Genomic DNA, 24,351 nt, shown 5'->3' on the forward strand with positions numbered 1-24,351 from the left:
CATTGAAACACTCAGCAAGGGATACGTTTTTCGAGGGCAAGGTCAGAAGCCAAAGAAGATCCGCATACGCGTCCGGCATTCAAAAACTCTGTGACGCCCTGTTTTGCAGAGTTATCTTGATCTCAGCCAGTCTGCTTGACATTTCATGTCCTGCAGCATCAAGTGCCAAGTTTTTTTCTGCGCTCGTTTTTGCCCGTTCGCCCAACTCCCTGGCCCAAGCCTGATTTTCATATACGCGCCGCATCAATTGGGCCGCAACTTCGATTGAAGGCTCAGCCCATTCGAAATCGGCATCATAGGGAGGAATCGGACGGCCGAGCTTCTTGAGCTTATAAGGCACAAGAAGACTATTAGAGTCATCCATGAAGTCCACGTTGCCTGAGTAATTGGTGGCGATGACTGGTTTGCCCATCAGCATCGCCTCTGCCATTGTCAGGCCTAGGCCTTCGCTGCGATGCAGGGAAACATACGAATCGCACGCATCCATCAGCGACAGCACTTCGTCCGAACTGTAGACCTGATCGATGATCGTGATATTGCTATCGGCCGCGGCCCGGCGCAGTTCCTCGATTTGCGCCGGATGGCGATCGCCAAACGAAGTCTTAAGCACCAGGCAGACTGGCTCGTCCCGTGTGAATGCGCTCTTGAAGGCGCGGATAAGCCCCAGCGGATTCTTCCGCTCCATGATGCTCATCATGTGGAAGGTAAAGAGAAAAGTGTACTTGCCGCGCTCGAGTCCAAAGTACTCGCGATCGCGCCGCTGGTACGCACCCAGCTTGACCCCCGGAAACAACGTGCGTACCGGAATGGACAAGCGCTCACGCACGCCTTTCGCCACAAACTCCGTTGCGACCCACACCTCATCAACCGTTGCAGCCTGTTCGATCCAGGAGTCCGGGATCGAATCGAACTCCCAGTACCAATAAGCGATGCGGTAGGTGCGCCGGGTGCGTTCAGCCAGATCGACTCGCGCATACACCTCTTCGAAGAACGGCTCAGGTTGCGTATGAATGATGGTGATATCGAAGTCTTCCAAGCCGTCGAACGCGAGGTGACAAGGATCATCTTTCTTGTCCGTCCGAATGTCACGCAAAGAAGTCGCGACGCCTGCGCGCTTGAGGCTATCGACCAGTGCCTCAACCGACACCCGGAGTCCCGAGGGATAGCAAAAATGTCCCAGAACATTAACGCCAGGTGCTACAAGCTCCCTAACGACTGCTTGCTTGTTGAGATGCCTGCACCAGGCACTAACTTCAGCAGAGTGCGTTACTTCATCGGACTGTAGCCAGTCGATGAACGCGGCGCCCTTACTCTCGTCTTCAAGCGCACGCGGATGCTGAGTCTGCCAATGCTCCCGGGCATAGTAGGCCTCCCGCAATTGCTTGGCCGGGGGCACGTCCAGCGGCCATTGCAATGGCTCGATCCAGTTGCCTTCCGCCCGATAAGTTGCGGCAAACCAGTTTGCAAAGGCCCGACGCCCAAAAACCGTCATCGCGTCTGGATAAAGGCGTTGCCATGAGGGTGTGAACAGATAGGCGCGCACCAACTCGAGCGACGGATTCTCGGCCGCCAGCCAGAACAGCCACCAAATTTCTTCGAGGCGCAGTCCCCCCTCGCGCCGCCCGTGCCGAATGAACCATTGAAACAGCGCGGGCCGCCCCGCAGGCGTCAAGCCATGTGGCATCGAGACGCGAACATCGGCGCGATACAGGAAGGTCTGTCGCGCATTTGCCGAGATGTCCGTCGAGAAAAGCTCCTCGATCGCCTCAAAAAACGTGGCAGGCAGACTGAATCGCGCCACACCGTCGGCCTTTAGCCAATGCACGAAATCGCCCGAGATGCCCGCTGATAGTGCCTTGGGGAAACGGTTTCGCACTTCGGCGTTGCTGCGCAATAAGTCCAAACACCAACGCGCAGCCGACCACTTATCGCAAACCTTGTGAGCAGGCTGGGGATTCCACACCACCGCTTCGCGCGGCAACCCCGCCACCATCAGACATGCTTCGTCGTTGAACAAATCCAACGCCCATCGCGACAAAGGCAGTGAACCATCTTGGTCGATGCGCGTCTTGAGAATGTCGCGTACCGACGGTGCGCCGCCGAGTCTCAACGTCGGAATCGCCATGGTGCCATCCATCTCTGGATGGAGATACGGATCCTCATCGATTCCCAAGGTACGGATATCGTCGGCGATACGGCGTACATCTTCGGTCGGGTTTGCATTGCCACGCGTCGCGCCCTCATGATGGACGAGGCAAGCGTGTGGTGCATAAGCCGTACGGTAGCCCGCCCGCCAAATCTGCAAACATAACGCGACATCGCTCATCGCCACTAGATAAGCTTCGTCAAATCCCCCAACTCGCTCGAACGCTTCGCGTCGTACGAGTTGGCACGCGCCCATGATCGCGAGCCAGTTGCGAGGGTGATCTGCCGAGCCAAACACGCTCCATCCTTGACCATCAGCGCTCCGATACATCAGCGCACAAAGGTGGATACCGATCCCCACGCCACCATGCTGCAACTCGAGTGAGGGGAAGATCAGTTTGGTACCAACAACCCCGACTCCAGGCCGCAACGCAAAGCGAACCATTTCCTGCAGCCAGTCCCTCGAGATGACCTCGATGTCGTTGTTAAGGAACAGTAACATCTCCCCATGCGCACACGAAGCGCCATAGTTACAGGCCGCCGAGTAGTTGAACTTCTTCCGGAAATGAACAATGCGAATTTCGCGAAAAGCGCGAAGTTCTTCGTAGTACGCCAGCGTCTCCGGCTCGTCGGAGCCCGTGTCGACAATGATGATTTCCTTGTTGGCATAGTCGGTCCCGAGCAACAAACCGTCCACACACATGCGCAAGAGATGCGCCTTGTTCTTGGTCGGGATGACGATCGACACCAGTGGAGGCTCCTCCATGGGCCACACCACTCGCTGGGTACCGTCGACTTGGGTTTCCGCAACCGCAGCAAACCCTTGCCGCGTCCAATACCTCTCGATAACGGCGCGACAGTCCGCCGCTCTTGGCGTCAGAGCGGCGGGGCGCCCCCGATCACTTCCAAGCTTTCGATGGCACAGCACCTTAGGAATTCGTTGAATCTGTTGGGCAAGGTCGCTTACGCGCAAATTGAGATCCCACTCCACCGCCGTCCCGCCATCGGCAGCAACGCCTGCTCGCTGGACGAGCGAACGCCGAAGCAGGGTCAAGCGACCGAAATAGTTGAACGCGTATAGAAGATCGGGCGACCAGCCCGGCTTGAAGTAAGGCGCATCACGAAAATGCGTCGGCGATTCCTCGTCTTCGTCGCTGTAGAAGATATCCGCTTCCGGAGCGTGATCTAACCCTGCGGCGAATTCGTTCAGCGCGTGCGGCGCCAACAAATCGCCGCAATCCAGGATGGCAACAAACTGCCCTGTTGCTTTCGCGAGCGAAGCCTCTAGGCACGCTGCTTCGCCGCCATTGATTGCGTTGACCACGATGATGCGCGGATCGGACTTTGCCAGTTGAGTGATCAAGGACGTTGTCGCTTGATCTGCGGCATTTGACTGGCACAAGATTACTTCCCACACTCCGTGCGACTGACCACGAACAGAGCCCAGCGTACGCGACAGCCCTTCGGCGGACTCGACGCTGTAGATAAGAAAGCTCACAACCGGCCCCTCGCTCGCAGCGAAGGTCGCCGGAGCAGAACGGGTCTCGCCATTCCGGAGCCACTGAGCGTAGGCCCCAACAGGGGGAATCGACAGCACCACTGCGCTGCCCTCGCCATGAGCTAACGCCAACTGCGTGCCTGCACCAGCCTGCGTGACCGCGCTTCGGCTGTGAATGAAACGAAGCCGCTGGGGCAAGCGCCAAGGGGTGAGAGCCCACCACGCGGCCTTTACCATACGTCTCGCCTGACTCCGCAGGGGAGCCGGAATTTTCGAAACGATCCGCCGTATGGGCCCTGTCAGTCGCCAGGAGGTGGAATTCAGTATGGCTTGATGCTGGTGTGCTGCCTGGATAGCACGTTGATTGGCTTCGGCCACCATCGCATCTCGCGCGCGCAATTCAGCCAATTGCGCGTTGGCACGCCGATGCGTCTCTGCCTCGCGCGCCTCTACTTCAACTCGCTTACTTTCGAGAGCTTCTGCGTTGATCAACGCCTGCGCCAGACTTTTTCGATGGCGCTCACGAAGCAAACTCAATTCGTGCTGAGTCTTGCCAGTCAGTGCTTGTGCAGTTTGAACAAGATCTTTGTAGTGAGCAACTTCCGCAGAAATAAACCTATCAAAGACATTGGGAGGGAACTTGAAAGCGTCAAGCAGTTCAGGATGCTCTTCTGCCACGTAGTAGCGATTGAGGCCGTCGGAGTAGCAATGTATATAGCGCGCAGCTATCAACAATGATTCCCATTGCTCATGGCTTTCAACCCTGGAAAGAGGAAGATCGGCCCCTAGGACTACAACTGGAAGAGTGGCCTCTACGAGGACGATCCATGGCCTATTGCGTTGCCAATCATTCCCTGCAAGGACTTCCTTTTCGAGACCCTCTACATCGACCTTCAAAAAATGAACGGCCTGGGTCTGTGGGATGTGCTTTGTCCAGATGGCCGCCAATGTGGTCAGATCGACCGCTTCTTGCCTTGCGGCCATTCCGGCCGCTTTGTGGCTTTCGGCGATTCGCGGATCGACTGTTGAAAGCCCCGTGTCTCCAATAAAGTTCATCGAAACCGAGCCAATTCGGTCGCCGACGGCAACCCGAAGGTTGATGTCAAGAGGCCTTCTTTCGAGCAATTGGGCGTAGTAGTACGGGTTGGGCTCGATATTGATGCCATGCCACCCCTTGTCGCTGAAGGCTCTAGTCACAGAATCTAGATCAGGAGACCAGGCACCAACGTCCACGTAGAAGCCGACTCGAACGTGACTGAGCGCTCGCCAGAGCATCACGTCTTCAGAATTTTGAGCGTAAGAAATGAAAGGCATTTATTTTTTTGGCCTCACCTGCAGGTGTGGGGAAGGAGGTCAAGATCCGAACAAAGAAAGCGGAGCTTCCGAGTTGACATAGGTAGCATAACCACTTACCTGCGCCTTGGATTCGATGTCCGCCGTCAGAAAAGAGACCGTATCACATGACAGCTGACGCAAGTTCCATCTCGCTTACGTTCCTGCTCGCGGAGCGGGATCGTCTTTGCGGCAAAATTCAAGGGTCTTCACTCTGAGCTTTCCAGCCATCGAGCGTTGACCCCGATCTATTTGAATGAGAGATTTACATGAAGAAACACGCCGTCGTCACAGGCATCACCGGACAAGATGGGGCTTACTTGGCCGAGCTGCTACTAAGCAAGGGCTACGTAGTCTACGGTACCTATCGACGGACCAGTTCCGTCAACCTCTGGCGCATCGAAGAGCTTGGCATTCAGAACAATCCCGACTTGAACCTCATCGAATACGATCTAACGGATCTCGGCAGTTCAATCGGGCTGATCCGCGACACAGCTCCTGACGAGGTTTACAACCTCGCTGCTCAGAGCTTCGTTGGCGTGAGCTTCAACCAGCCTGTCGCCACGGCACAGATCACGGGCATTGGCGCGCTGCATCTGCTCGAAGCCATTCGCCTTGTCAACCCCAAGATTCGCTTCTACCAAGCCTCAACCTCCGAGATGTTCGGTCAGGTACAGGCTATTCCGCAGGTCGAAGAAACTCCGTTCTACCCACGCAGCCCCTATGGCGTGGCCAAGCTCTACGCGCACTGGATGACCATCAACTACCGTGAAAGCTACGACATCTTCGGCTGCAGCGGCATCCTGTTCAATCACGAGAGCCCGTTGCGTGGTCGCGAGTTCGTGACACGAAAGATCACCGACAGTGTCGCCAAGATCAAGCTCGGCAAGCTCGATGTACTGGAACTCGGCAACCTCGATGCCAAGCGCGACTGGGGCTTTGCGAAGGAGTATGTTGAAGGCATGTGGCGCATGCTGCAGGTCGATGAACCAGACACATATGTGCTGGCCACAAACCGCACGGAGACCGTGCGCGATTTCGTGAGCATGGCGTTCAAGGGTGCGGGCATCAACGTTGAGTTCAAGGGAAGCGGCGAAGCCGAATCCGCCGTCGATACGGCAACCGGCAAGATCGTGATGCGCGTGAATCCGAAGTTCTATCGGCCCGCCGAAGTCGAACTTTTGATCGGCAACCCCGCCAAGGCCAAGGCCAAGCTGGGATGGGAGCCCGCGACCACACTGGAGCAGCTGTGCCAGATGATGGTCGAAGCCGATGTACGCCGGAATACGCAGGGCTTTTCGTTTTGAAGATTCTGCTGACTGGCGCAGAGGGTTTCACCGGCCGACTGTTTGCTGAGCGCGCCGTAGCAGCAGGCCACACTGTGGTCGCACTGCAAGCCGACCTGACGAACGCCAACGCGCTATGCGACGAAGTGCTAGGTATCACACCAGATGCCGTGGTGCATCTGGCGGCAATCAGCTTCGTCGGCCATGCCCACAACGAGGCGTTCTACGCCGTCAACGTGGTCGGCACGACCAACCTGCTAAGCGCGTTGACCCAGCTGCCAGTGCGTCCGAATCGCGTGCTCCTTGCCAGCAGTGCAAACATCTACGGCAATACCACCCACTCGCCCATCGACGAGACGCAGACGCCAGCGCCTGCCAATCATTACGGCATGAGCAAGCTGGCCATGGAATACATGGCGCGCACGTATGCCGATCGGTTGAACCTGGTGATTACCCGTCCGTTCAACTACACCGGTCCAGGTCAGGACGTCAATTTCCTGATCCCGAAGCTCGCGATGCATTTCGCGGCACGTGAGCACTCCATTGCGCTGGGCAACCTGGACGTGGAACGCGAGTTCAACGATGTGCAGATGGTTTGCGATGCCTATCTGCAGTTGCTTTCATACGGCGAGCCCGGGGAAACGTACAACATCTGTTCAGGGCAGCCTTATGCGCTCCGATTCGTCATCGACACCTTTGTGCGCCTGACGGGACACTCCCCCCGCATCGAAATCAATCCCGCATTTGTACGGGAGAACGAAGTGCGCCGACTGTGCGGCAATGCAACGAAGCTCCAGGCACTTGTTGCAAAGCAGGGCATCCAGTTGTACACACCGTCGCTCGACGAAACCTTGCGGCGGATGCTCAAGGCGGCCGATGGCAACAAGGCTACTTGAACTCCGATCCACCATAGGGTTACCAACAACGCGAAACAGCTCACTCCATTTGTGGATGGCAGTTTGGGCTTTTCGCCTCTGTTCCAAACTGAGGCTGTTGCCGAATCAAATAGAGATCACCCGCCGTCTTCTGCTCGCCGAGCCATGCTGCCTGCGGCCAACAGCCTTTTGCATGGCAGCATCTAGGTGGCAGGGGTCACCATTTGGCGACCTTGCGTTTGAGCTGCGCCTTCCCTTTCAAAAGCCAAAGGGCTCCTTCAAAAAAAGAAACGGCTGCTAGCGCAGCAGCAAAAAACCCTCTCTACGAGCAGATTCGATCAGACCAGTGTTCCATCGAGATCGACCGCAATAACTCTTTGCTTCGAACCCGCAAGCTCCAACATACTTACGGGAACAAATCGCCTTCGTCCAGCGAAGACCCGACTGCATCTTTGGCGGAAAGCTGCGGCGGCGCGCCGGTATCAGGCCACGCGATGCTCAGTGCGGCATCATTCCACGCAATGCAGCGCTCGTAGGCGGGTGCGTAGTAATCTGTGGTCTTGTAGAGAAATTCAGCGCTCTCGCTCAGCACCAGGAAAGCATGCGCAAAACCTTCGGGCACCCATAACTGCTTGTGGTTTTCATCGGTTAGCTCCACGCCTACCCATTTGCCGAACGTTGGCGACGACTTTCGAATGTCCACCGCCACGTCGAACACAGAGCCTCGAACAACGCGCACCAGTTTCCCTTGCGGTTGCTGGATCTGATAGTGCAGCCCGCGCAGCACACCCTTCACAGATCGCGAGTGATTGTCCTGAACGAAGTCGACATGCTTGCCTACGGCTTCGTCGAAAGCCTTCTGATTAAAGCTCTCAAAAAAGAAACCGCGCGCATCGCCGAACACTTTGGGTTCGATCACCAGCACATCGGGAATGGCGGTGGGCGTTGCTTTCACGATCGCACCTCGTCGATCAACAGGTGTTTGAGGTATTTGCCATAGCCACTTTTCTCGAGCGGCGTGGCGAGCTTTTCGAGCTGCTCGGTGGAGATGAATCCATTGCGCCACGAAATCTCTTCGGGACACGCGATCTTCAATCCCTGCCGGTGCTCCAATGTCGCGATGAACTGCCCTGCTTCCAGCAGGCTGTCATGCGTACCCGTGTCCAGCCACGCATAACCGCGCTGCATGATCTGAACGTTCAACTGATCGAGATTGAGGTAAGCCTGATTGACGGCTGTGATCTCCAGCTCGCCGCGCGCGCTGGGCTTCACGGCCTTGGCGATATCGACGACCTGGTTGTCGTAGAAGTACAACCCGGTTACCGCATAACTGCTCTTCGGCTTCAGCGGCTTTTCCTCGATGCTGCTGGCTCTGCCCTCGGCGTCGAACGCGACCACGCCGTAGCGCTCAGGATCATGCACGTGGTAGGCGAACACGGTGGCGCCCGACTGCTTCGCATCCGCATCAGCGAGCAGGTGCGCAAAGTCGTGCCCATAGAAGAGGTTGTCCCCAAGCACCAGCGCACTCGGGTCATTGCCCACGAACTTGTCGCCAATGATGAACGCCTGCGCCAGCCCATCCGGGCTGGCCTGCACCGCATACTGCAGATTGATCCCCCACTGGCTCCCATCCCCCAGCAACTGCTGGAACCGCGGCGTGTCCTGCGGCGTGCTGATGATCAGAATGTCGCGCATTCCGCCGAGCATCAGTGTGCTCAGCGGGTAGTAGATCATCGGCTTGTCGTACACCGGCAGGAGCTGCTTGCTCATGGCCAATGTGGCCGGATGCAGGCGGGTGCCCGAACCGCCGGCCAGGATGATGCCTTTGCGTTGCGTCGTCGTGGTCATGTACTTTTTCTCGTAAAGATTCAAAGGATCTCGCGCAGCATGCGCGCAACGCCTTCCTGCCAGGGCGGCAGGCGCAGGCCGAAGGTGGTCTGCAGCTTGGAGGTGTCGAGCCGGGAGTTGTGCGGGCGCTTCGCCGGAGTCGGGAAGGCGCTGGTGGGCACCGCCTCGACGGCCTGCGGGCCGGCCTTGAGTTCAACGCCGGCCTGCTGCGCCAGTTCGAGCACGAAACGCGCATAGCCGTGCCACGTCGTCTCGCCACCGGCAATCGCGTGATAGAGACCCGCCTTCGCCGGATCCTGCAGCGTGGCTCGAATGGCGTGTGCCGTCACGTCGGCCAGCAGCTCGGCCCCGGTCGGCGCGCCGAACTGGTCGTCGATGACGGTCAGCTTCTCGCGCTCCTTCGCCAGCCGCAGCATGGTCTTGGCGAAGTTGCCGCCGCGCGCCGCATATACCCAGCTCGTGCGAAAGATCAGATGGTTTGGGCAGTTCTGCGCCACCAGTTGCTCGCCTTCGAGCTTGGTCTGTCCGTACACGCTGAGCGGGCCGGTCGCGTCGCCTTCTTTCCAGGGCTTGGTGCCGCTGCCGTCGAAGACGTAGTCGGTCGAGTAGTGCACCATCAACGCTCCGATCTGGCGGGCCGCCTCGGCCAACACGCCAGGCGAGGTTGCGTTGAGCTTGCGCGCGAAATCGGGCTCGCTCTCGGCCTTGTCGACCGCCGTGTGCGCCGCGGCATTGACGATCACGTCGGGGCGAACCTTCAGCACCGTCTCGGCCAGTTGCTCGGGGCGGCTGAAGTCGGCGTTGAAATCGGTGCTGTCGAAGTCGAGCGCGACCAGTTCACCCAGCGGCGCAAGGCTGCGCTGCAGTTCCCAGCCGACCTGCCCGCCTTTTCCAAGCAGCAGCAGCTTCATGCCGCGACCTTCGCGTCGTACTGCTTTTCGACCCACTCGCGGTAGGCGCCGCTTTGCACGTTGCGCACCCACTCGCTGTTCGCGAGGTACCACTCCACGGTCTTGCGGATGCCGGTGTCGAAGGTTTCGGCGGGCTTCCAGCCGAGTTCGCGCTCGAGCTTGCGCGCGTCGATGGCGTAGCGGCGGTCATGACCCGGACGGTCCGTGACGTAGGTGATCTGCTCCTTGTACGGCTTGCCATCCGCGCGCGGTCGCAGCTCGTCGAGCAGCGCACACACGGTGTCGACGATCTCGATGTTGGGCTTCTCGTTCCAGCCGCCGACGTTGTAGGTCTCGCCCAGCTTGCCGGCCTCGAGCACACGGCGGATGGCGCTGCAGTGATCCTTCACGTAGAGCCAGTCGCGCACCTGCATGCCGTCGCCGTACACGGGCAGGTTCTTGCCGGCCAGCGCGTTGACGATCATCAGCGGGATCAGCTTCTCGGGGAAGTGGAACGGGCCATAGTTGTTCGAGCAGTTGGTGGTGACCACCGGCAGGCCGTAGGTGTGGTGCCAGGCGCGCACGAGGTGGTCGCTGGCGGCCTTGCTGGCCGAATACGGGCTGTTGGGCTCGTACTTGTTTTCTTCGGTGAAGGCCGGATCGGTCTTGGAGAGCGAGCCGTAGACCTCGTCGGTCGACACGTGCAGGAAGCGTAAGGCGGCTTTCTGGTCGGCCGGCAGTGCGCTCCAGAAGCCGCGCACGGATTCGAGCAGGCGGAAGGTGCCGAGCACGTTGGTCTGCACGAAGTCTTCGGGGCCGTGGATGGAACGGTCCACATGCGATTCGGCCGCAAAGTTCACCACGGCGCGGGGCTTGTGTTCGGCCAGCAAACGGTCGAGCAGCGCGCTGTCGCCGATGTCGCCCTGCACGAAGATGTGCTTCGGGTTGTCCTTGAGCGATGCGAGCGTCTCGAGATTGCCTGCGTAGGTCAGCTTGTCGAGGTTCACGACCGGCTCGTCGCTGTTGGCGATCCAGTCGAGTACGAAATTGGCGCCGATGAAGCCGGCGCCGCCGGTTACCAGGATCATGGGGTCCCCTGAATGTTTGTGAGAAGTTCGGTGCGGCAGATTAACAAATGATTATCCCATCGCTCATATGGGCAAAAGTCACAGGTCGGTAGTCGCACGAACCTCGCCTACAATCGCCCCACTGCAGGAGAGCGGGCCACCCCGGTGGCCCTACCGAAGGCGCAAACTCCCATAAACGCTCAGGTCGGCCCGAACAAGGGGTCTGTACTGCACCAACTGAAACGCCGTCTGGAGAGCCGCCACGCCATGTGGCGCACCGAAGGAGCAAACCCTCTGCGGGCGCAGCGGGTGAATCTCTCAGGTACCGAGGACAGGGGGAGCGGCAACTTGGACGGCGGTCGTCCGGTTGCTTGCTATTGATTCAATAGCACACCACACCCGCCATTCAAGCGTTGCAACCTCAAAGGTACTTGAAATGCGTGTGATCGTTCTTGGCGCCGGCCTGCTCGGCGTGACCTCGGCTTACTACCTCCAGCAACTCGGCCACGAAGTGACCGTGATCGACCGGCAGGCCACCCCGGCCGCCGAAACCAGCTTCGCCAACGGCGGGCAGATCTCGGTCAGCCATGCCGAACCCTGGGCCAATCCCAGCGCGCCGCTGAAGGTGCTGCAGTGGCTGGGCAAGGAAGACGCCCCGCTGCTCTTCCGCATCCGCGCCGACATGCGCCAGTGGCTCTGGGGCCTGCAGTTCCTGCGCGAATGCACCCCGGCACGCACGCGGCACAACATCGAGCAGATCGTGCGTCTTGGTACATACAGCCGCTCGATGTTGCAACAGTTGCGCCGCGACACCGGCCTGAACTATGACCAGCGCACACAGGGCATCCTGCACTTCTACACGACGCAGAAAGAGTTCGACGGCGCCCTCGCGCCCGCCGAGCAGATGCGCGCCCTGGGCTGCGAGCGCCAGGTCATCTCGGCCGACGAAGCCGTGAAGATCGAGCCCGCCCTCGCCCACATCCGCCCTCAGCTGGCTGGCGCCACCTACACGGCCGAGGACGAGTCCGGTGACGCCAATCGCTTCGCGCGCGAGCTGGTCGGCCTGGCCGCCGCGGCCGGCGTGAAGTTCCTCATGAGCCACACGGTGACCGCCTTGCGCGAAGCCGGCGGCAGCATCGACCACGTCGAGGCCACCGACAACGAAGGCCGCTTCCAGCGCATCCGCGGCGACGCCTTCGTGCTGGCGATGGGCTCCCTGAGCCCGCTGTACGCCGCGCCGCTGGGCATCAGCCTGCCGATCTATCCCGCCAAGGGCTACTCGGTGACGCTGCCCGTGAAGGACGCCTCGAAGGCGCACCAGGTCTCGCTGACGGACGACGAATTCAAGCTCGTGTTCTCGCGCTACACGTCCGAGTCGGGCGACCGCCTGCGCATCGCCGGCACGGCCGAGCTCAACGGCTACGACCGCGACCTGAACCGGGTTCGCTGCGAAGCCATCGTGCGCCGCGTGGAAGAGCTGTTCCCCGGCGCCGGCGACACCACGCAGGCGCAGTTCTGGACCGGCCTGCGTCCCGCGACGCCGAGCAACGTGCCGCTGATCGGCAAGACGAAGCTGCCGAACCTGTTCCTCAACACGGGCCACGGCACGCTCGGCTGGACGCACGCCTGCGGTTCGGGCAAGTCGATCGCGCGCATCGTGAGCGGATTGGCGCCGGAGGTCGATTTCGCGTTCACCGGCATGCCCACGCCCGCGCCGCGCGCGCTGCAGCCGGCCTGATCGCCGTCAGTCGTTGCTGGCGAACACCGTCAGCACGCCGGTGTAGCCATACAGATGGTGGCGAGCGATCTCGCCCGCCGCGAAGAACCCCACCAGCGGCACGTCGCCCAGCGCGTGCCGCACGATCTGCAGTTCCGCCCCCGGCGCACCGAAGTGCGGACCGCCGCGCCCGGAACAGCTGACGTACACCGCCCCCGCGATGCGCCGCGCCGGATGCGGCGCCGCCTCGGCCTCGCCCGCCGCCACGGCGCGCGCGGTGGCCAGCGTCTGCTCTTCGGGCTCCAGTTCCTCGCGGATTTCGGCGCAGATGCGCATCAGGTCGGCACGCGCGGCCTGCGCATTGCGGCGGCAGAAGCTCAGCCGCATGCCGGCTTCGGCCACGTCGGCGATCGCGATGCCGCGGCGCGTCGGGTCCAGTCCGATGATGTGGCGCACCAGCACGTCGGCGCCCAGGTCCCCGGTGCGGCGGATGCCGTCGCTGCCCGCATAAGCCAGGCCGACCAGCGTGTTGCGCACCGCATCGATGGCCTCCTGCGGCCGCTCGAGCGACACCTGCAGGTCGGCCAGCAGCACGTCGAGCGCCGGCTCGCCGTCGAGCTTCAGCAGCAGGTTGCCGTCGGCTTCGGTGATCTCGCGCTCGCGCGCTGCCCCCGATCGCAGTGGCTGGCAGCCCTGCGTGACGCGCGACACCAGCCGCACGCCCTCGCCGAACACCACGCCCGACAAGCCACCCGAGAACACCCCGCCCGCAGCCCCGTGCCCGCGGATGTTGCCGTTGCCGCCAACCGCGAACTGCAGCGCGCTGCCACGCCCCGAAGACAGGCCGCCGAACAGGTAGCCCGTGTTCGTGCGCCCCGCCATCTCGGCGATCAGGTCGGCAAGATCGGGCGTGGCCGGGTCGGCGTGCACCAGCGCCGTGTGCGCCTCGAAGCCGCTCATCTCGGAATTGCCCAGCGGCGCCACGCCCGAGAACACGCGGTATTGGTCGCTCGGCAAGGCACAGAGCATCAGGCTCAGCCCCGGCTCGTCGAAATACTCGGCGTTGTTGGCCGACACGCCGACGCCGACCGTGCCCGACCAGTCGGTCACTTCGGGCAGTTCCGCGCTCAGGTGGTCGAGGATGTCCTGCGCCTCGCTCGCATAGTGGTCGGTGATGTAGAGCAGCCCGAGCGTCGGCGAAGACGCGTAGTCGGGCAAGGCCATCTGTGCGCGCAGCTGGGCCAGCACGAGGCCGGCCGCCATACGCCATTGCGGATGGGTGGCGTGGCCGGAGGGGAACAACTTCATGGTGCGTGCCAACCCGTTCTCTTCAACGAATGAATGTGTATGACGTCAACGCCGGCCGGAGGTTCGCTTGCGGGCGGCGGCCGACGTCCTTTTCTTTGCGGCCGGTGCTGCAGCCTTCTTGGCTGCTGCGGGCTTGCGGGCAGCCGCGGCGGGCTTGCCCATGACCTTGTCGACGGCGTCGGCCAACGGCTGGGCCATGGCCGGCACCTTCAGCTGCGCCGCGTCCTGCAGCGCCGAGCTTGCGATCTGCTGGAACTGCTCGGTGAGCGAGCCCCACCACTGCATGGGGTCGACCACGCCGGCGCCATCGGCCGCTGCGGTCTTCGCCTTGGCCGAAGCCGGCCTGCTGTGCGATTTCTTCGGCGCAGGAGCTTCCTCCTGGGGCACTTCGTCCCCGTCTTCGTCCCCATCTTCGACCTCTTCGGTTTCGGGCTCCGGGGCCGCCGAAGCGGGGGCGGAGGCTGGCGCCATCGCGGCTGCCTGCTTGGTGAACGCGTTGGCGATGTCTTCCATCCGCACGTTCATGCCGCGCAGCGTCGACAAGGTCATCTTCTGCACTTCGAGCGCCTGGATGGTGGCCTTGAGGGCATGGCCGTTCTGTTCGAGCCAGTACTGCACCGTCTTGAGCTCCTGGATGCGCTTGTCGACCTCTTCCACGCTCAGCGTGGGCGCCACCCAGCTCGCAAGGCTCGGCATCCCCGGCACCGAACCGGCGCCCGAACCCGCCGCGGCGCCGCCGGCGAGGTTCTTCAGGAAGTCGAATCCGGGGACGAACTGGCTGAAGTCGAAGGGCTTGCTGGTGTTGCTCATGCAGAGGTCTCCTGGGATGGTTTTCTTGTGTTCCCAGCTTACTCCAAGCCCCCGGCCTTTTTCGGCCTTTCGGCACCGTCAGAGTTCGCTTCGGACCTTGCTGAAGACCTTCCAGAAGGCCGCGTCCTGCGAGGTCGCGAAGTTGATCCGCATCATGGTGCTCGGCGGGCGGCGCGCGTGGAACAGCGAGCCCGGCGCCAGCAGGTAGCCCTGGTCGAGCATGCGCTGGGTGAGCGCATCGGTGTCCACGCCCGTATCGACCCAGCCGAACAGCCCCGCGGGCTCCGAGGCGAAGGTGCAGCCATGCGACATGGCCAGCTTCACCGCCCGCCCACGCGCCCCGTCGAGGCGGATGCGCACGCGCTCCGAGTGCCGGCGCAGCTGCCCCTGGTCGATGCACCACGACAAGGCCCGCTCGAACAGCGTGGGCGAGGTCAGCGTGGCCAGCAGCTTGGTTTCGAGCAGCCGTTCCTTCAGCGCTGGCGGCGCGGCCAGGAAGCCGATGCGCCAGTTGGGCGCCAGGATCTTCGCGAAGCCGCTCACGTAGATGGTGCGCTGCAGCCCGTCGAGCGCGCTGAGCCGGGTGGCGTGCTCGGGCGCGAGGTGGCTGTAGGTGTCGTCCTCGACGATGTGGAAGTCGTGCTCGTTCGCCAGTTTGAGCACGCGGTGCGCGCTGCCCGGCGTGAGGCTGTAGCCGGTCGGGTTGTGCAGCACGCTCACGCTGACGAACAGCTTGGGGCTGTGCAGCTTGCAGTACTGCGCCATCACCTCCAGGTCGGGCCCGTCGGCGCGCCGCGGCACCGGCAGGATGCGCATGCCCAGCGCCTCCAGCCGCGCGAACTCCAGCGCCCAGCCCGGCTCCTCGACCATCACCGGATCGCCCGCGCGCAGCAGCGTACGGCTCACGATGTCCAGCGCATGGGTGGCGCCGATGGTGGTCACGATCTGTTCGGGCGACGCCGGCACGTTGATGCCCACCAGCTTCTGCGAGAGGCTGCGCCGCAGGCTCATGTCGCCGGCCGGCTCGCCGTACTGGAGCGACAGTTCCTGCAGCGCGGCTGTACTGGTCATGCGCCGCACGGCCGTGGGCATGAAGGTCGACGCCATCCAGTCCGGCGGGAACACGCCCATGCCGGGCTGCGGCTTGTCGCTCGGGCGGTGGAACATGCTGCGGATCAGCGAACTGGCATCGGCCGGCACACGCGAGGCCAGCATCTGCACGGCCATCGCCGCGGGCATGCCGCTCGCACCGGCTTCCATGCCTTGGCCCGAGCGGGTGTCCTGTACCGGTGCCGAATCGCGCACGTAGAAGCCGCGCTGCCGGCGAGCCTCGACGAGGCCCTGCGCCAGCAACTGGTCGTAGGCGGCGACGACGGTATAGGGGCTCACGCCCTGCTGCCGCGCGCATTCGCGCACCGAGGGCAGGCGGGCGCCGGGCGGCAGCAGGCGGGTGCGGATGCGCTCGGCCAGACGGTCGGCCAACTGCCCTGTCAGTGACTGTGTGGAGGTGCGTGTCAGCATGCGTTTTTCGGGGCTGTGCCGGCTTCTGTGTCGAAGGAGTCACCAATACAGATTGCCTGATTGTTCGATCATCTGTACTGGAACTGTAATGGTCGCAAGTTTAGAGTGTGTGTCATGAACTGGCAAGAATTCACCGCGCTGCTGGTGCTGGCCACGGCGATGAGCTTCTCGCCCGGTCCCAACACCACGCTCTCCACCGCCCTCGCGGCCAACGGCGGCCTGCCGCGCGCCATGCGCTTCGTGGTCGCGGTCCCCGTGGGCTGGACCCTGCTGCTGGCGCTGTGCGCCGCCGGCATCGGCGCGCTGGTGGTGGCCATGCCCTCGCTGCGCCTGGCCATCAAGGGGCTGGGCATCGGCTACCTGCTGTGGCTCGCGTACAAGCTCAGCGGCAGCGCCACGCTCGGCAAGGCCGATGGGGCGAGCCTGTCGGTCGGCTTCGGGCAGGGCGTGATGCTGCAGTTCGTGAACATCAAGGCGTGGCTGCTCGCGCTCACGCTGGTGGCGGGCTGGATCGCCGGCCAGCCCGACGCCCTCGGCCGCTTCGCCATCGTCGCGCCGGTGATGCTGGCCTATGCCTTCGTCAGCAATTTCGCCTATGCGCTGGTCGGCGCGCTGCTGCGCGAATGGCTTGCCAAGGGTTCGCGGCTGCTGTGGTTCAACCGCGCGATGGGCCTCGTCCTCGTCCTCACCGCCTGGTGGATGGTGAGCGTATGAAGCTCGCCATGAAAGACGAGACGCTGGGCATGTGGCTCGGCGTCATCGGCGTCGCGACGTTCGCCATCACGCTGCCCATGACGCGCCTGGCCACCGGCTCGCAGGATGCGCCGCAGCTGTCGCCGTGGTTCGTCACGCTCGGCCGTGCTGCGCTGGCAGGTGTGCTGTCGGCCATCTTCCTGTTGGTGACGCGCTCGCCGAGGCCCGCCGCGCACCAGTGGAAGCCGCTGAGCATGGCGGTGCTGGGCAACGCCATCGGCTTTCCGCTTCTGCTGGCCTACGCGCTGCGCGTGGTCACGGCCAGCCACGCGGCGGTGGTGACGGCGCTGCTGCCACTCGTCACGGCCGCCGTGGCGGCCTGGGTGCTGCACCAGCGCGCGCGGCTCGGCTTCTGGCTCTGCGCCATCGCGGGCAGCCTGCTGGTGGTGGCGTTCTCGGTACTGCGCGCGAGCCAGGGTGGCCATGGCTTCGGTTTCGAATGGGCCGACCTGCTGCTGGTGGGCGCGGTCATCGCCGCCTCCTTCGGCTACATCTACGGCGCGCAGGTCACACCATCGCTGGGCGCCGAGCGCGTGATCTGCTGGGTCTGCGTGATGGCGCTGCCCTTTACGCTGCCGGCCGCGCTGGCGCTGTGGCCGCAGCAACCCGTCGCGGTGTCGGCCTGGGTGGGCTTCGTCTACGTCGGCATGTTCTCGATGTGGATCGGCTTCTTCGCCTGGTACCGCGGCCTCGCGCTCGGCGGCGCGCTGCGCGTGAGCCAGACACAGCTGCTGCAGCCCTTCCTGTCGATCCTCGCCTCGATCCCGCTGCTGGGCGAACCGCTCGACGTGGTGACGCTGGGCTTCGCCATCGCGGTGGTGGCCACGGTGGTCATCGGCAAGCGCCTTTCGCAACCGCAGGCCGCGCCAGCTACGGCATCGCTGCCCGCAGGCGCCGTCGGCCCCGGGAGAAGCTGACGATGTTCAGTCACATCACCGTCGGCTGCACCGACCTGCCGCGCGCCGCCGCCTTCTACGACGCGCTGCTCGCCCCGCTCGGCCTGAAGCGCCGCCCGGTCACGCCCGACGGCGGGCCCGAGGCGGCCTGCTGGGTCGTGCCGGGACAGGTGCTGCCGCGCTTCTACGTGTACATCCCGCTGGACGGTGAACCCGCCAGCGCCGGCAACGGCAGCATGGTCGCGTTCTCCGCGGCCTCGGCCGAAGCCGTGAATGCCGCCCACGAAGCGGCCCTGCGCCACGGCGGCCGCGACGAAGGCGCGCCGGGCCCCCGCCCACGCTATGGCCATGGCTATTACGGCGCCTACCTGCGCGACCCGGACAGCAACAAAATCCATGTCGTGTACCGTGGCGACATCCCGCCGGACTGACCTCCGGCCCACCTGCCCCCCTTATCCGAATCTCACCTCACCGCCTGAAAGAAGAAAGCCATGAACTGGAAACTCGCCGCCCGCGCCGCCAAGATGAATCCTTCGGTGCTGCGTGAAATCCTCAAGGTCACCGAGCGCCCCGGCATCATCAGCCTGGCCGGCGGCCTGCCCTCGCCCAAGACCTTCCCGATCCAGGCCTTTGCCGATGCCTGCGCCGAAGTGCTGCACAACGACGGCCAAGCCGCCCTGCAGTACGCCGCCAGCGAAGGCTACGCGCCGCTGCGCCAGGCCGTGGCCGACATGCTGCCCTGGGACGTCGACGCCTCGCAGGTGCTCATCACCACCGGCTCGCAGCAGGGCCTCGACCTCGTGGCCAAGGTGCTGATCGACCCGGGCAGCAAGGTGCTGGTCGAGACGCCCACGTACCTCGGCGCGCTGCAGGCCTTCGGCCCGATGGAGCCGCATCCGGTGGGCGTGGCCAGCGACGACGACGGCGTGGTGGTCGAAGACCTCGTGGCGAAAGCCAAGGACGCTCGCTTCGTCTACCTGCTGCCCAACTTCCAGAACCCCACCGGCCGCACCATGACCGAGGAGCGCCGCGCCGCCGTGTCGGCGGCCGCCGCAGCAGCGGGCCTGCCCATCGTCGAGGACAACCCCTACGGCGAACTGTGGTTCGACGAAGCCCCGCCGCTGCCGCTGGCCGCGCGCAACCCCGAGGGCGTGATCTACCTGGGCTCGTTCTCGAAGGTGCTGGCGCCCGGCCTGCGCCTGGGCTTCCTGGTGGCGCCGAAGTCCATCTACCCGAAGCTGCTGCAGGCCAAGCAGGCCGTCGACCTGCACACGCCGATCTTCACGCAGCGCATGGTCTCGGCCGTGATGAAGGACAAGTTCCTCGACCGCCACGTGCCCACCATTCGCGCTCTCTACAAGCGCCAGCGCGACGCGATGATCGCCGCGCTCACGCGCGAGATGAAGGGCCTGGACGTGAAGTTCAACGCGCCCAAGGGCGGCATGTTCCTGTGGGCGCGCCTGCCCGAGGGCGTCGACACCGTCACGCTGCTGCCCAAGGCGGTGGAGCGCAACGTGGCCTTCGTGCCCGGCGCGCCGTTCTATGCGGGCGAAGGCGATCCGCGCACGCTGCGCCTGTCGTTCGTGACGGCCAGCGTGGAGGAAATCGACGTCGCCATCGCCGCGCTGGCGCAGACGCTGCGCGAAGAGCTGGTGCTGCTCGGCAACAAACAGCTCGCGGCCGCGCAGGCCTGAGCCAGGAGCCTCCCCTTGATCGGCCTCGCAACGCTCTCGCTCTTCCTGCTCGCGGTACTGGCGCTGTTCCTGTCGCCCGGCCCGAACATGGCCTTCGTGCTCTCGCACGGCGTGGCCCACGGCCCGCGCGGCGGCTTTGCGGCGGCCCTCGGCATCTCGGCGGCCGACCTCGTGCACACGCTGTTCGCAGCCACCGGCGTCACCGCGCTGGTGGCGGCGTGGCCGCCCTCGTTCGACGTGCTGCGCTATGCGGGCGCGCTGTACCTGGTGTGGCTGGCAGTGCAGGCGCTGCGAAGCGGCGGCGGCCTGCGCATCGGCACGCAGCCGCAGCCGGCCGGGTTCGGGCGCATCGTGCGCATGGCGCTGCTGAACAACCTCGTCAATCCGAAGGCGCTGCTGTTCTTCATGGTGTTCCTGCCGCAGTTCGTCGATCCGGCGCGCGGCAGCGTGCCGCTGCAGCTGGTGCAGCTCGGCGTGGTGCTGTCGATGGCCGCGCTGGCCTTCAACACGCTGCTGGGCGCATGCAGCGGCCAGATCGGCCGCTGGCTGCACAGCCGCCCCGGTGCGGCACGGTTCCAGAGCAGCCTGCTGGCCGCCGTGATGCTGGGGCTGGCCGTGCGCCTGCTCTTCCTCGACCGTCCTTCATCCCGCTGACAAAGAAACCGACCATGCTCAACATCTGGGGCCGCATCAGTTCGATCAACGTCCGCAAGGTGGTGTGGTGCGCACAGGAGCTCGGGCTCGACTTCCAGCGCACCGAGGCCGGCGGCAGGTTCGGCGTGGTGCAGACGCCCGAATACCTCGCGCTCAATCCGAATGCGATGGTGCCCACCATCGACGACGGCGAAGGCGCCGAGCGCGTGACGCTGTGGGAATCGAACGTGATCGTGCGCTACCTCTGCGCGAAGCATTCGCACGGCACCCTCTACCCGAGCGAGCTGCCCGCGCGCTTCGACGCCGAGCGCTGGATGGACTGGCAGCAGACCACGCTCAACCGCGCGAGCCGCGACGCCTTCGTGCAATGGGTGCGCACGCCGCCGTCGGAGCGCCAGCTGACGCTCATCGACGACTCGGTGCGCGCCAGCGAGGCGCTGTTCGCAATGCTCGACGCGCATCTCGCCCGCCAGCCGTACATGGCCGGCGAGCGCTTCACCATGGCCGACATCCCCATCGGCTGCGAGGCGCACCGCTGGTTCGGCCTGCCCCCCGCCGAATACCGCCGGCCGACGTGGCCGAACGTCGAGCGCTGGTATGCCGAACTGCTTTCCCGACCGGGCACGCGCGGCGTGCTCGACTTGAGCCTGGAATGACCCCCAGTCTTCGCGCACTTCGTGTCGCTTCGCCAACCCCCTTCCAGGGGGCAACACCTGTGGCCCGGCAAAGCCGGTTCCACGGTGTTCCCCGGACTGACATCGCCCATTGATCGATCCTCCCGAGTCTCCAATGAAATCCCGCCCCTTCAAGCAAGTCGACGTCTTCACCGCCACGGCCTACCGCGGCAATCCGCTCGCCGTCGTCATCGACGGCACGGACCTCGACGACGCCGCGATGCAGCGCTTCGCGCAGTGGACCAACCTGTCCGAAACCACCTTCCTGCTGCCGCCCACCGACCCGGGCGCCGACTACCGCGTGCGCATCTTCACGCCCGGCGGCGAGCTGCCGTTCGCCGGCCACCCGACCATCGGCAGCTGCCATGCGTGGCTGCAGGCTGGCGGCAAGCCGAAGGCCGCGGGCCTCGTGGTGCAGCAGTGCGGCGCCGGCCTCGTGCCGCTGCGCCGTGAAGGCAGCCGCCTGGCCTTCGCCGCGCCGCCGCTCAGGCGCAGCGCCCCGAGCCCCGCGCTGCTGGCTAAGGTGGCTGGCGCGCTGGGCCTGAAGGCGCAGCAGATCATCGCGGCGCAGGTGCTCGACAACGGCCCGGTCTGGTTCGGCCTGCTGGTCAACGATGCCGACGCGGTGCTGGCGCTCGCGCCCGATCACCGCATGCTCAAGGAGCTGGGCGTGAAGGCCGGCGTGGCCGGCGTGCCCGCCGCGCTCGACACCTCGCCGCTGATCGGCCGCTCGAACCGCGAGGCGCGCGCCTTCGGCAACCGCCCGGCGGCCGCTTACGACGACGGCGCGAAGATCGACCTCGAAGTGCGCGCCTTCGCCGAACCCATCGGCGTGCAGGAAGACCCGGTCACCGGCAGCCTCAACGCGAGCCTGGCCGAATGGCTGATCGCCGACGGCCACATGCCCGAGCGCTACCTCGCCGCGCAGGGCCAGTGCCTGGGCCGCGCGGGCCGCGTCCACATCGAGCGCGACGCCGAGGGAAAGATCTGGGTCGGCGGCGATGCCGTGACCTGCATCGACGGCGACGTCACGCTCTGAACCCCGGCGAAAACCATCGCACCATGCACGCGCAGCTCGACCACCTCGTGATTGCCGCCGCCTCGCTCGCCGAGGGCGTGGCCTGGTGCGAAGCGACGCTCGGCGTGACGCCGGCACCGGGCGGCTCGCATCCGCTGATGGGCACGCACAACCGCCTGCTGAACATCGCGAGCGATGCCTTTCCTGCCGCCTACGCGGAGATCATCGCGATCGAGCCGGGCAAGCGGCCCTCGCGACCCAAGACGCACCGCTGGTTCGACCTTGACGACGCCTCGCTGCAGGCCGGGCTCGCGCGGCACGGGCCGCGGCTGATCCATTTCGTCGCCCGCGTGCCCGATGCACATGCGGCAACGCGTGCGCTCGCGCATGAAGAGCACGCGCACATCGACCGCGGCCATCTGCTCGAAGCCTCGCGCGACACGCCCGCCGGCCGGCTCGAGTGGCAGATCACCGTGCGCGACGACGGCCAGCGGCTGTTCTACGGCGCGCTGCCCACGCTGATCCAGTGGGGGCCGGTGCATCCGACCGATGCCATGCCTGCGTCGGGTCTCTCGATGCGCTCGCTGCGCGCCGTGCATCCGCGTGCGCCCGCGCTCTCCGCCGCGCTGTCGGCCATCGGCATGACCGGCATGGTCGTCGCTGCCGGCGCGCCCAACCTCATCGCCGTGCTCGACACACCGCGCGGCCCCGTCACCCTCGAATCCCAAGGACTCTGACCATGCTGAGCCTCACCGAAATCGCCTGGTTCGCCCTCGCCTCGCTGCTGCTGGCGCTCACGCCGGGGCCGAACATGATCTATTGCGTCTCGCGCACGCTGATCCAGGGCCGCCGCGCCGGGCTCATCTCGCTGGGCGGCGTGCTGATCGCCTTCCTGGCGCATCTGTTCGCGGCTGCGCTCGGGCTCACCGCGCTGCTATTGGCCGTGCCGCTCGCGTTCGACGCGATCCGCATTGCGGGCGCGGCCTACCTGCTGTGGCTCGCGTGGCAGGCGGTCAGGCCCGGCGGCAATGCACCTTTCGAGGCGCGCGTGCTGCCGGCCGATCCGCCGGCCAGGCTGTTCCGCATGGGCTTTCTGACGAACCTGCTGAACCCGAAGGTGGCGATGTTCTATCTCTCGTTCTTTCCGCAGTTCATCCACCCCGAGCGCGGCTCGGTGCTGCTGCAGAGCATGCAGCTGGGCGTTGCGCAGATGACCGCCAGCGCCGCGGTCAACACGGTGGTGATCGTCGGTGCCGCGAGCATCACGGCCGTGCTGTCGCAAAGCGCCGGCTGGCTGCGCGCGCAGCGCTACATCATGGGCAGCGTGCTCGCTGCGCTGGCCGTGCGCGTCGCGCTCACCGAACGCAGGTAGATGGGGCACCCGATGAAGTTCACCCGCGAAGAAATCGAAGCCGCGCAGCGCACCGTGCATGCGGCCATGCCGCCCACCCCGCAGTACGCCTGGCCGCTGCTCTCGCAGCGCCTCGGCGCCACCGTGTGGGCCAAGCACGAGAACCACACGCCGGCCGGTGCCTTCAAGATCCGCGGCGGCCTGACCTACTTCGAAACCCTGGCGCGCGAGCAGCCCGGGGTGCGCCACGCCATCAGCGCCACGCGCGGCAACCACGGCCAGTCGGTCGGCTTCGCCACGCGGCGCCACGGGCTGGCCGCGACCATCGTGGTGCCGCACGGCAACTCGACCGAGAAGAACGCCGCCATGCGCGCACTCGGCGTCACGCTGGTCGAGCATGGCGACGACTTCCAGGCCGCCTCCGAACACGCGGCCGTGCTGGCCGAGCGCGACGGCCTGCACCGCGTGCCCTCGTTCCACCGTGAGCTGGTGCGCGGCGTGTCGACCGCGTATGTGGAGTTCTTCGACGCCCTGTCGGGCACGCCGCCCGACGTGCTGTTCGTGCCCATCGGCCTGGGCTCCGGCTTTGCCGCGGCAGCGGCGGCGCGTGCGCATTGCGGCGCGTCGACGAAGCTCATCGGCGTGGTGTCGGCGCACGCCACGGCCTACCGCGATTCCTTTCGCGCCGGCAAGCCCGTCGAGTCGCCCGTCACCACGCGGCTGGCCGACGGCATGGCCTGCCGCACGCCGGTGCCCGAGTCGGTCGAGGTGATCCTGCGCGAGGCCGACGACGTCATCACCGTCACCGACGACGAGATCGCGGAGGCCATGCGCATCCTCTTCAGCGACACGCACAACGTGGCCGAGGGCGCGGGCGCCGCGGCGCTGGCGGGCGCGCTTCAGCAGCAGGAGCGCTGGCGCGGCAAGACGGTGGGCATCAGCGTGAGCGGCGGCAATGTCGATTCCGGCATGTTCGCGGGCGTGCTGGGGCGCAGCGCTTCGTAGTACGACGGG

General features: G+C 64.6%; 21 protein-coding genes and 2 riboswitches. Of the genes, 13 read left to right on the forward strand and 8 right to left on the reverse strand.

Features of this window, described 5'->3' with window-relative positions; genetic code table 11:
- Positions 1-79: 79 nt before the first annotated feature.
- Complete coding sequence (locus tag ASD05_RS23730) at positions 80-4,957, reverse strand: FkbM family methyltransferase (RefSeq protein WP_056597612.1); 4,878 nt, start codon at positions 4,955-4,957, stop codon at positions 80-82.
- 287 nt (positions 4,958-5,244) lie between these two features.
- Between ASD05_RS23730 and gmd the strand changes: the two genes are divergently transcribed.
- The gene (gene gmd, locus ASD05_RS23735; protein ID WP_056597613.1) at positions 5,245-6,282 is read left to right on the forward strand and encodes a GDP-mannose 4,6-dehydratase; all 1,038 of its coding nucleotides are present in this window, start codon (positions 5,245-5,247) and stop codon (positions 6,280-6,282) included.
- Entirely contained in the window at positions 6,279-7,157 is an 879-nt protein-coding gene (locus tag ASD05_RS23740) for an NAD-dependent epimerase/dehydratase family protein (RefSeq protein ID WP_056597614.1), read from the forward strand. Before gmd ends, ASD05_RS23740 begins: the two co-directional genes overlap by 4 nt.
- Before the next feature lie 385 nt (positions 7,158-7,542).
- Here the strand turns inward: ASD05_RS23740 and rfbC are convergent, their stop codons facing one another.
- The 4 genes from rfbC to rfbB are packed head-to-tail and all read right to left on the reverse strand — an operon-like array spanning position 7,543 to position 10,962.
- Positions 7,543-8,091, reverse strand: a complete 549-nt coding sequence (rfbC, locus tag ASD05_RS23745) for a dTDP-4-dehydrorhamnose 3,5-epimerase (protein WP_056597615.1) — start codon at positions 8,089-8,091, stop codon at positions 7,543-7,545.
- A complete protein-coding gene (rfbA, locus tag ASD05_RS23750; protein WP_056597616.1) occupies positions 8,088-8,984 on the reverse strand; it encodes a glucose-1-phosphate thymidylyltransferase RfbA in 897 nt (298 codons plus the stop codon). The genes rfbC and rfbA overlap by 4 nt, the downstream gene beginning before the upstream one ends.
- Before the next feature lie 20 nt (positions 8,985-9,004).
- A complete protein-coding gene (gene rfbD / locus ASD05_RS23755) occupies positions 9,005-9,895 on the reverse strand; it encodes a dTDP-4-dehydrorhamnose reductase (RefSeq protein WP_056597617.1) in 891 nt (296 codons plus the stop codon).
- The gene (gene rfbB / locus ASD05_RS23760; RefSeq protein ID WP_056597618.1) at positions 9,892-10,962 is read right to left on the reverse strand and encodes a dTDP-glucose 4,6-dehydratase; all 1,071 of its coding nucleotides are present in this window, start codon (positions 10,960-10,962) and stop codon (positions 9,892-9,894) included. Before rfbB ends, rfbD begins: the two co-directional genes overlap by 4 nt.
- Before the next feature lie 114 nt (positions 10,963-11,076).
- Positions 11,077-11,173: riboswitch (glycine riboswitch) on the forward strand.
- 7 nt (positions 11,174-11,180) lie between these two features.
- Positions 11,181-11,286: riboswitch (glycine riboswitch) on the forward strand.
- Between the two features lie 91 nt (positions 11,287-11,377).
- On the opposite strand from rfbB, the gene ASD05_RS23765 reads away from it, so the two are divergent.
- The gene (locus ASD05_RS23765; RefSeq protein ID WP_056597619.1) at positions 11,378-12,679 is read left to right on the forward strand and encodes a D-amino acid dehydrogenase; all 1,302 of its coding nucleotides are present in this window, start codon (positions 11,378-11,380) and stop codon (positions 12,677-12,679) included.
- 6 nt (positions 12,680-12,685) lie between these two features.
- On the opposite strand, the gene ASD05_RS23770 is transcribed toward ASD05_RS23765, so the two are convergent.
- From ASD05_RS23770 to ASD05_RS23780, 3 genes are all read right to left on the reverse strand, one after another.
- Positions 12,686-13,966, reverse strand: coding sequence for an FIST C-terminal domain-containing protein (locus ASD05_RS23770; RefSeq protein WP_056597620.1), 1,281 nt, complete (start codon positions 13,964-13,966; stop codon positions 12,686-12,688).
- 45 nt (positions 13,967-14,011) lie between these two features.
- Complete coding sequence (locus ASD05_RS23775; RefSeq protein WP_056597621.1) at positions 14,012-14,776, reverse strand: PhaM family polyhydroxyalkanoate granule multifunctional regulatory protein; 765 nt, start codon at positions 14,774-14,776, stop codon at positions 14,012-14,014.
- A gap of 78 nt (positions 14,777-14,854) precedes the next feature.
- On the reverse strand, positions 14,855-16,297 hold the full coding sequence (locus ASD05_RS23780) for a PLP-dependent aminotransferase family protein (protein WP_056597622.1): 1,443 nt from the start codon (positions 16,295-16,297) through the stop codon (positions 14,855-14,857).
- Positions 16,298-16,411: 114 nt separating this feature from the next.
- Here ASD05_RS23780 and ASD05_RS23785 point away from each other — a divergent pair, with 114 nt between their 5' ends.
- The 10 genes from ASD05_RS23785 (at position 16,412) to ASD05_RS23830 (ending at position 24,342) form a co-directional block, all read left to right on the forward strand.
- Positions 16,412-17,011 carry a LysE family translocator gene (locus ASD05_RS23785; protein ID WP_056597623.1) on the forward strand — a complete coding sequence of 200 codons (600 nt, stop codon included), beginning with the start codon at positions 16,412-16,414 and terminating at the stop codon, positions 17,009-17,011.
- An 8-nt stretch (positions 17,012-17,019) separates the two neighbouring features.
- Positions 17,020-17,967 (forward strand): DMT family transporter, encoded by a 948-nt coding sequence (locus tag ASD05_RS23790; RefSeq protein WP_414930061.1) that lies wholly within the window; start codon positions 17,020-17,022, stop codon positions 17,965-17,967.
- 2 nt (positions 17,968-17,969) lie between these two features.
- Positions 17,970-18,377 (forward strand): VOC family protein, encoded by a 408-nt coding sequence (locus tag ASD05_RS23795; protein ID WP_056597625.1) that lies wholly within the window; start codon positions 17,970-17,972, stop codon positions 18,375-18,377.
- Positions 18,378-18,437: 60 nt separating this feature from the next.
- Entirely contained in the window at positions 18,438-19,640 is a 1,203-nt protein-coding gene (locus tag ASD05_RS23800; RefSeq protein WP_056597626.1) for a PLP-dependent aminotransferase family protein, read from the forward strand.
- A 15-nt stretch (positions 19,641-19,655) separates the two neighbouring features.
- Positions 19,656-20,294 carry a LysE family translocator gene (locus ASD05_RS23805; protein WP_056597627.1) on the forward strand — a complete coding sequence of 213 codons (639 nt, stop codon included), beginning with the start codon at positions 19,656-19,658 and terminating at the stop codon, positions 20,292-20,294.
- 14 nt (positions 20,295-20,308) lie between these two features.
- Positions 20,309-20,950, forward strand: coding sequence for a glutathione S-transferase family protein (locus ASD05_RS23810; RefSeq protein WP_007838937.1), 642 nt, complete (start codon positions 20,309-20,311; stop codon positions 20,948-20,950).
- Positions 20,951-21,083: 133 nt separating this feature from the next.
- On the forward strand, positions 21,084-22,007 hold the full coding sequence (locus tag ASD05_RS23815) for a PhzF family phenazine biosynthesis protein (RefSeq protein WP_056597628.1): 924 nt from the start codon (positions 21,084-21,086) through the stop codon (positions 22,005-22,007).
- 23 nt (positions 22,008-22,030) lie between these two features.
- Positions 22,031-22,723: a VOC family protein gene (locus tag ASD05_RS23820; RefSeq protein WP_056597629.1), complete on the forward strand. Its 693-nt coding sequence runs from the start codon at positions 22,031-22,033 to the stop codon at positions 22,721-22,723.
- 2 nt (positions 22,724-22,725) lie between these two features.
- Positions 22,726-23,358, forward strand: coding sequence for a LysE family translocator (locus ASD05_RS23825; protein ID WP_056597630.1), 633 nt, complete (start codon positions 22,726-22,728; stop codon positions 23,356-23,358).
- Between the two features lie 12 nt (positions 23,359-23,370).
- Positions 23,371-24,342, forward strand: coding sequence for a threonine dehydratase (locus ASD05_RS23830; protein ID WP_056597631.1), 972 nt, complete (start codon positions 23,371-23,373; stop codon positions 24,340-24,342).
- Positions 24,343-24,351 lie beyond the last annotated feature (9 nt).

The sequence above is a fragment of the Variovorax sp. Root434 genome (genome assembly GCF_001426595.1).
Taxonomy (GTDB): domain Bacteria; phylum Pseudomonadota; class Gammaproteobacteria; order Burkholderiales; family Burkholderiaceae_C; genus Variovorax.

What these genes read in the sequence shown, in the direction of transcription:
- ASD05_RS23820 (WP_056597629.1), top strand. Translation starts at nt 22,031, where the DNA reads ATGCACGCGCAGCTCGACCACCTCGTGATTGCCGCCGCCTCGCTCGCC.
- ASD05_RS23810 (WP_007838937.1), top strand. Translation starts at nt 20,309, where the DNA reads ATGCTCAACATCTGGGGCCGCATCAGTTCGATCAACGTCCGCAAGGTG.
- rfbA (WP_056597616.1), bottom strand. Translation starts at nt 8,984, where the DNA reads ATGACCACGACGACGCAACGCAAAGGCATCATCCTGGCCGGCGGTTCG.
- ASD05_RS23785 (WP_056597623.1), top strand. Translation starts at nt 16,412, where the DNA reads ATGAACTGGCAAGAATTCACCGCGCTGCTGGTGCTGGCCACGGCGATG.
- rfbB (WP_056597618.1), bottom strand. Translation starts at nt 10,962, where the DNA reads ATGATCCTGGTAACCGGCGGCGCCGGCTTCATCGGCGCCAATTTCGTA.
- ASD05_RS23765 (WP_056597619.1), top strand. Translation starts at nt 11,378, where the DNA reads ATGCGTGTGATCGTTCTTGGCGCCGGCCTGCTCGGCGTGACCTCGGCT.
- ASD05_RS23795 (WP_056597625.1), top strand. Translation starts at nt 17,970, where the DNA reads ATGTTCAGTCACATCACCGTCGGCTGCACCGACCTGCCGCGCGCCGCC.
- ASD05_RS23780 (WP_056597622.1), bottom strand. Translation starts at nt 16,297, where the DNA reads ATGCTGACACGCACCTCCACACAGTCACTGACAGGGCAGTTGGCCGAC.
- rfbD (WP_056597617.1), bottom strand. Translation starts at nt 9,895, where the DNA reads ATGAAGCTGCTGCTGCTTGGAAAAGGCGGGCAGGTCGGCTGGGAACTG.
- ASD05_RS23770 (WP_056597620.1), bottom strand. Translation starts at nt 13,966, where the DNA reads ATGAAGTTGTTCCCCTCCGGCCACGCCACCCATCCGCAATGGCGTATG.
- ASD05_RS23825 (WP_056597630.1), top strand. Translation starts at nt 22,726, where the DNA reads ATGCTGAGCCTCACCGAAATCGCCTGGTTCGCCCTCGCCTCGCTGCTG.
- ASD05_RS23730 (WP_056597612.1), bottom strand. Translation starts at nt 4,957, where the DNA reads ATGCCTTTCATTTCTTACGCTCAAAATTCTGAAGACGTGATGCTCTGG.
- ASD05_RS23790 (WP_414930061.1), top strand. Translation starts at nt 17,020, where the DNA reads ATGAAAGACGAGACGCTGGGCATGTGGCTCGGCGTCATCGGCGTCGCG.
- ASD05_RS23830 (WP_056597631.1), top strand. Translation starts at nt 23,371, where the DNA reads ATGAAGTTCACCCGCGAAGAAATCGAAGCCGCGCAGCGCACCGTGCAT.
- gmd (WP_056597613.1), top strand. Translation starts at nt 5,245, where the DNA reads ATGAAGAAACACGCCGTCGTCACAGGCATCACCGGACAAGATGGGGCT.
- ASD05_RS23800 (WP_056597626.1), top strand. Translation starts at nt 18,438, where the DNA reads ATGAACTGGAAACTCGCCGCCCGCGCCGCCAAGATGAATCCTTCGGTG.
- ASD05_RS23815 (WP_056597628.1), top strand. Translation starts at nt 21,084, where the DNA reads ATGAAATCCCGCCCCTTCAAGCAAGTCGACGTCTTCACCGCCACGGCC.
- ASD05_RS23775 (WP_056597621.1), bottom strand. Translation starts at nt 14,776, where the DNA reads ATGAGCAACACCAGCAAGCCCTTCGACTTCAGCCAGTTCGTCCCCGGA.